Source organism: Candidatus Brocadiia bacterium, from assembly GCA_041658285.1.
Classification (GTDB): Bacteria; Planctomycetota; MHYJ01; order JACQXL01; family JACQXL01; genus JBBAAP01.
In genome coordinates, this window is the sequence record JBBAAP010000022.1 from 1 (window position 1) to 5,599 (window position 5,599).

Annotated in this window: 4 protein-coding genes; 3 read left to right on the forward strand and 1 reads right to left on the reverse strand. The window is 51.9% G+C overall.

Annotation, left to right across the window (positions count from 1 at the left end; translation table 11 throughout):
- The coding region (locus tag WC980_10765; GenBank protein MFA5795532.1) for a fumarylacetoacetate hydrolase family protein at window positions 1-278 on the forward strand (278 nt) is incomplete at its 5' end.
- A 159-nt stretch (window positions 279-437) separates the two neighbouring features.
- On the forward strand, window positions 438-3,551 hold the full coding sequence (locus tag WC980_10770) for a hypothetical protein (protein MFA5795533.1): 3,114 nt from the start codon (window positions 438-440) through the stop codon (window positions 3,549-3,551).
- A 218-nt stretch (window positions 3,552-3,769) separates the two neighbouring features.
- On the opposite strand, the gene WC980_10775 is transcribed toward WC980_10770, so the two are convergent.
- A complete protein-coding gene (locus WC980_10775; GenBank protein MFA5795534.1) occupies window positions 3,770-4,189 on the reverse strand; it encodes a hypothetical protein in 420 nt (139 codons plus the stop codon).
- On the opposite strand from WC980_10775, the gene WC980_10780 reads away from it, so the two are divergent.
- On the forward strand, window positions 4,181-4,993 hold the full coding sequence (locus WC980_10780) for a fibronectin type III domain-containing protein (GenBank protein MFA5795535.1): 813 nt from the start codon (window positions 4,181-4,183) through the stop codon (window positions 4,991-4,993). The two genes, WC980_10775 and WC980_10780, sit on opposite strands and share 9 nt — an antisense overlap.
- Window positions 4,994-5,599 lie beyond the last annotated feature (606 nt).

The following is a 5,599-nucleotide window of genomic DNA, read 5'->3' on the forward strand; positions in this document are numbered from 1 at the left end:
CTTTCTGCCCGCTGGGGCCGTGGGTTGAAAGCGTGGCACCGGCGCCGGACTCGCTGGTGGAGCTGGTGCTCAACGGCGAGGTACGCCAGAGCGCGCCAATCTCGGACATGATTTTTTCACCGCTTCAGCTGGTGGCGTTTATCTCGAGTGTAATGACGCTTGAGCGTGGCGATGTCATCCTTACGGGTACGCCGCCAGGGGTAGGGGCGCTGACGGCCGGGGATGAAGTAACGGTCCGGGTCGGTGGGGTCGGTGAGCTGGTCAATAGCGTGATGTAGTATGGACGTTGCTCATTAACGTGTATTTGTGGTGCCCATGATATTAATATCAATCCTGGAACATCAGTTTGACTTCATTATTCTTCTGTGTTAATTTACTGCCTGAAATGGAGCCAAAACGGTAGGAGCTCTGTCATAATTCTCTATAGGGGAGGGATTGTGCTGGCGACTATCGTGAAAAAGAGTTATTTCATAGTAAGCGGCATTTCATGTCGCTTTTCGATAACCCTTCTTCTTCTGCTCTGCTATTACCTCTTATCGACTGCCCAAGCCCAGGCAAACCCCAACGATGATCCGTCAAAGCAATGGGTCTTCGGCACCGACTCACCGGTTGCGACAGCACACCCGGCCTCTCAGCAGACTCCAGCCATCTCTGGCAATATAGCTGTCTGGATCGACTATAGGCCAAATGCGCAGGGCTATAACTTTAGCCGCGTCTTCTACAGGCGTCTTCCTGAAGTAACGGACCCTCCCGATCAGCAGACTCCAGCGGAACAGGAACTGGTCGCAAACTCATTTAGCCAAAGCTACCCCGCAATCAGCGGCAACCTGGTTGTCTGGCAGCAGATCGTCAATCCCCCGTCCGGCGGTGTGGGCTCGCGGATACTCTATAAGTACATAGACGGGTCGGGGCCCTCCGTTCTTTCAGAAGGATCATATCGCCAGTCACATCCCCATGTTTCAGGGACCAGGGTCGTCTGGCGGGATGAACGCAACGGCGCCCGCAAATCGCAAATCTATATGTTTGATCTAAACCAGGGCGTGGAGCTACTCATATCTGATATCCCGGGAGACAATCTGCAACCCGCCATTGATGGAGACTGGGTCGTCTGGGTAAAAAATGATCAGTACAACTATGGATCTCCCGCTGTAAATGACATTCTGGCCAAAAACGTCGTCACCGGAGAAAACATAACGATAACCACCCCCGGCGACAACCTGCTGCAGGAACATCCCGCAATCAGCGGCTCAAAAGTAGTCTGGACTGCAAATAATGCCGGCGATAGTCTCCTTATTTACAATCTTTCCACCCGCCAGACACAGATTATCCCGGGTAGCGAATATGCGGCTAGTGCTTCCATAGAGGGAAATATAGTCACCTGGAGTCAGTTCCAAACTCATCAGATTTATATGCACGACCTTTCCAGTGGCATCACTCAGCAGGTTTCAAGTGGAACCGCTTACTCCGCGGGTGGACCTGCCGCCTCCTCCGGTCATATCATCTGGTCTGACGATCGGGATGGAACAAGGGCCATCTATCAGAACAAGCTGGGGGACAGGGCGCAACAATTGGCGGAGAAGTATGCGCCGCACCTGTATCTGCATCATGAGGAATATTTTGAGCCGCGGAAGGTGGATATCATGGTGGGTGGAGAGGGAACGAGGCTTATGCAACGAATCGGTGATGGAGGCATTTCCCGGTTAGCATGGCCTGACCTGACTTTAAATTCACTTGGTCAGTATAACGCCGAAAGCGATCAGCCCGGGAATTTGTTGGAAGGGAAATATGTCGATTTGCCTGGGAATGTTTTCCTAGCAAGGTCATTCCCAACTGAAAAATATCTACGTTCCGATTTTGTCGATCGCTACAATTCTTTAGCAAACACAAACAATTTTCCAGAGACAACATACACACACATTATTAAAAACCCGACGAACGGGCAAACGGTGATCCAGTACTGGCTTCCCTATTATTTTGATAACTGGAATAACTATCATGAAGGCGATTGGGAGCATGTGGATGTAATCTTAAACGGTAATCTGGACCCTGTTGCCGCCGGCTACAGCCAGCACAACACCGGCCAAAGGAGGCCCTGGGATTTCATCGAGGGCCCGGACAGCCACCCAGTCGTGTATGTGGCCAGAGGTTCTCACGCAAACTACTTTTTTCCAGGTCCGCATGACGCTCCTTATTGGTTTACTGATGAAACTGAGGCTTACGCCCTGCACCAGCCTTCCGTCTCCATGCTTCCTGATGTAAGCAGTTCTACCCTTGCAACTCTCGAAGGAAGTCCCTTTTATTGGTTGGCCTACCGGGGCGCCTGGGGAGAACTTACCAGCCTGCCTGGAGGCGATGGCCCCCAGGGGCCGGCTGCCACTCCCGAGCATAACTCTGCCTGGGACGATCCTCTTTCCTGGTTTAACGGCCTCTGCTGGGACGGCTCCGATTCCTGCAATGAGGAGCCACGCGGCGTAAGCGGCAGCGTGCATTCCCCGGCAGATATCCATCTCTATGATTCCCAGGGAAGACATGTTGGCAAGAACGCCCAAGGCGGCATCGACAGGCAGATACCCGGCGCCGAGTACATTGAGATTCCCGATCTTCACGAGAAAACCATCACCGTTCATGGAGGAGACGGCGCCGACGGATACTGTTTCGTCCTGAAAGGGACGGGAACCGGCACCTTTGACTTTACCCTGGCATCTCCTGATAAAGCCCGCAATAGCGCCGACACCGCCAGGCATCTGGCCGTGCCGGTGACTACTTTCACTGAAGCCAGCGTTTTGATTGATCCAACTAAAAACTATTTCCTGGCGATCGATACAAACGGGGACGGCATCATCGACCAGCAACGGCAGCCTGATAGCGTCGTTACGCAGTCGGTTGACCTTACCCCGCCCGCCCAAGTCACGGACCTCTCCATAACCAACACCACTTCGGGTACCGCCACCCTTTCTTTCTCCGCTCCCGGGGATGACGGCAATGCCAGCATAGCGCAGTACTATGATATCCGGTATTCAACCACGCCCATTACAGTGGATAACTGGAAGGAAGCGATGCCGCTTGCGGATATTCCAGTGCCACAGCCTGCGGGGACTTTAGTGACTGCAACTGCAATCGGGCTTAATGCCGGGGCCACCTATTACTTCGCCTTTGAGGCCAGGGATAAGGTTCTGCAGGCATCAGGGCTTTCCAATGTCGCTGTGGGCACAACCACCATTCCCAGTCTTAACTGGACCAAGCTGAGAGTCTACTGGGCCAGTTGGGCCGACTATCAGAACCGTCAGCTCTCCATTGACTACAGGATGGGCAATGCTGGTACAGGCTCGGCCATTTCAACAGCTGTCCAGGCTTCTGTCTGCAATCCCGTTACTGTCCATGTTGTCACTCAACTGCCACTGGCAACCGGTGATATAAGTCCGGGTTCGAGCAAAAACGTAACGCTTAAATACTACGTGCCGACAAACGTGGGGAGCTTTACAACTACCACCCATGCGACATGTAGCGATGATGCAGGCAGGACATACTGGTTTCCTGGGCCACTACCATAAGTGAGGAAAATGAAGCAGTCAACGAAAAGATATATATTCCTGTTTTGCTGGTGGCTGGGATTGGTTATGGTTGGAACTATGATGTGGATTGTATCTTTTTTAACACGATGGAGCCGAACATTGGGGTTTTTTACTGACAATCCATTTACTATAATCATCCCTTTTCTCGTCGTTCAGAGTTTTTTTCTCTGGTGGTTTCTGAAAAAATTTCTTCCGGGTTACAGAGACTGGGGTTGGATCTTCACCATGCCAATCATAGCGCTATTCAGCACGGTGTTTAGCATTTTATTCATTGTCGGAGGCATTATGGCACTCTTGGGTGGACGTGGATAAAATCGGGCTGGCCTTACCGGCATTTGAATGTAGTTGCACCAACCTTCTGTCCACCGGCAGATATCCATCTCTATGATGCCCAGGGAAGGCACGTGGGCAAAAACGATACTGGCGGCATAGACAAACAGATACCCGGTGCCGAGTACATTGAGATCCCTGATTTCCACGAGAAGACCATCACGGTTCACGGAGGAGATGGAACCGAGGGCTACCGCTTTGTCCTTAAAGGTACGGGGGCAGGCACCTTTGACTTTACCCTTAAATCTCCCGATCACGCCCACAACAGCGCCGACACCGTGAAGCATCTGGCAGTACCGGTGACGCCATTGACTGAAACCAGCGTGCTGCTTGATGAGAGCAAGGACTACGCCCTGCGGATAGATAATGATGGCGATGGTATTGTTGACGAGCAGAGGCAGCCTGATAGCGTGGTTACGCAGGCCGTTGATCTCTCCCCGCCCGCAAAGGTAACGGACCTGTCCGTCACAAGCGTAACTTCCGGGACCGCAACCCTAACGTTTACCGCCCCTGGCGATGACGACAATGCCGGCACGGCCCAGTACTACGACATAAGATATGCCAAAATGCCCATAACTGAAGATAACTGGAAAGACGCTATGCCCCTTGAGCAGATGCCGGCACCCCAGGCGGCCGGGTCCACCGAGACGGCGACGGCCACCGGCCTAGACGCCGGCACCACCTATTACTTTGCCCTTGAGGCCCGCGATGAGACCCTGCAGTCTTCAGAGCTTTCCAATATTGCCACTGTTACAACCACCATCCCCAGCCTCACATGGTCCAAACAGAGGGTCTATTGGGCCAGCTGGGCAGATTACACCAACAGGCACTTGTCCATAGACTACAAGATGGGTAATACCGGAACGAGTTCGGTCCTTTCGGCAACGGTCCAGGCTTCAATATGCAATCCCGGCACAGTTTACGCCGTCACCCTACTTCCCTATGTAGTGGGTGACATAAATCCAGAAGCAAGCAAAACCGTAACGCTTAAATACTACGTGCCGACAAATGTGGGCAGTTTCACTACGACAACTTACGCCACATGCAGCGACGACGCGGGCAGAACGTACTGGTTTCCGGGGCCCATATAGAAAAGACATATTCGGAATTGATTCCGTAAAATGAAAGGAATGAAGTGAAGAGGATAAAAAAGAGATTATGGTTTAATATCGGCTGGTGTCTCACACTGGTAATGGTCTGGACCCTGATTTTGGCACTGACGGGAAATAGATTACGCTCAATATCAGGCAACCTTCTAGCCCTTTTTCTTGTAATGCAAGCATTCTTCCATTGGGGGATAAGTAATCACTTGTATCCGGGTCGCAAACTGGCAAATTTAGGCTGGGCGCTCTTCACTCTATTGTTAATACTAGTTGGTATTACATTTGGAGATATGTTCGTAATTGGTTGGCTGGTCTCTTTATCTGGTGGTTGAATCACCCCGGGTTTCTTTGAGGCTCCGGAAAACACCGAAGGACTCAAGCAGCCGAACCTCCGATAAATCCGAGGCGGTTCAGTATTATCTGTCCCGTCCGCTCCCTGTGATATAGTTTCAACGATTCTGATACTGTGAAAGCGGAGCTGTTGAAACAGAGTGAAATATTGCAGACTGAGGGTAGTGCAATCGACGTAATGCTCGATTACCAGCCGGCGCTCGAGCTTCTTGGTTTTGAATCATTCCGCGCCGGCCAGAGCGA

Coding starts and splice junctions, on each gene's coding strand:
- WC980_10775 (MFA5795534.1), bottom strand. CDS start 4,189: ATGCTTCACGGTGTCGGCGCTGTTGTGGGCGTGATCGGGAGATTTAAG.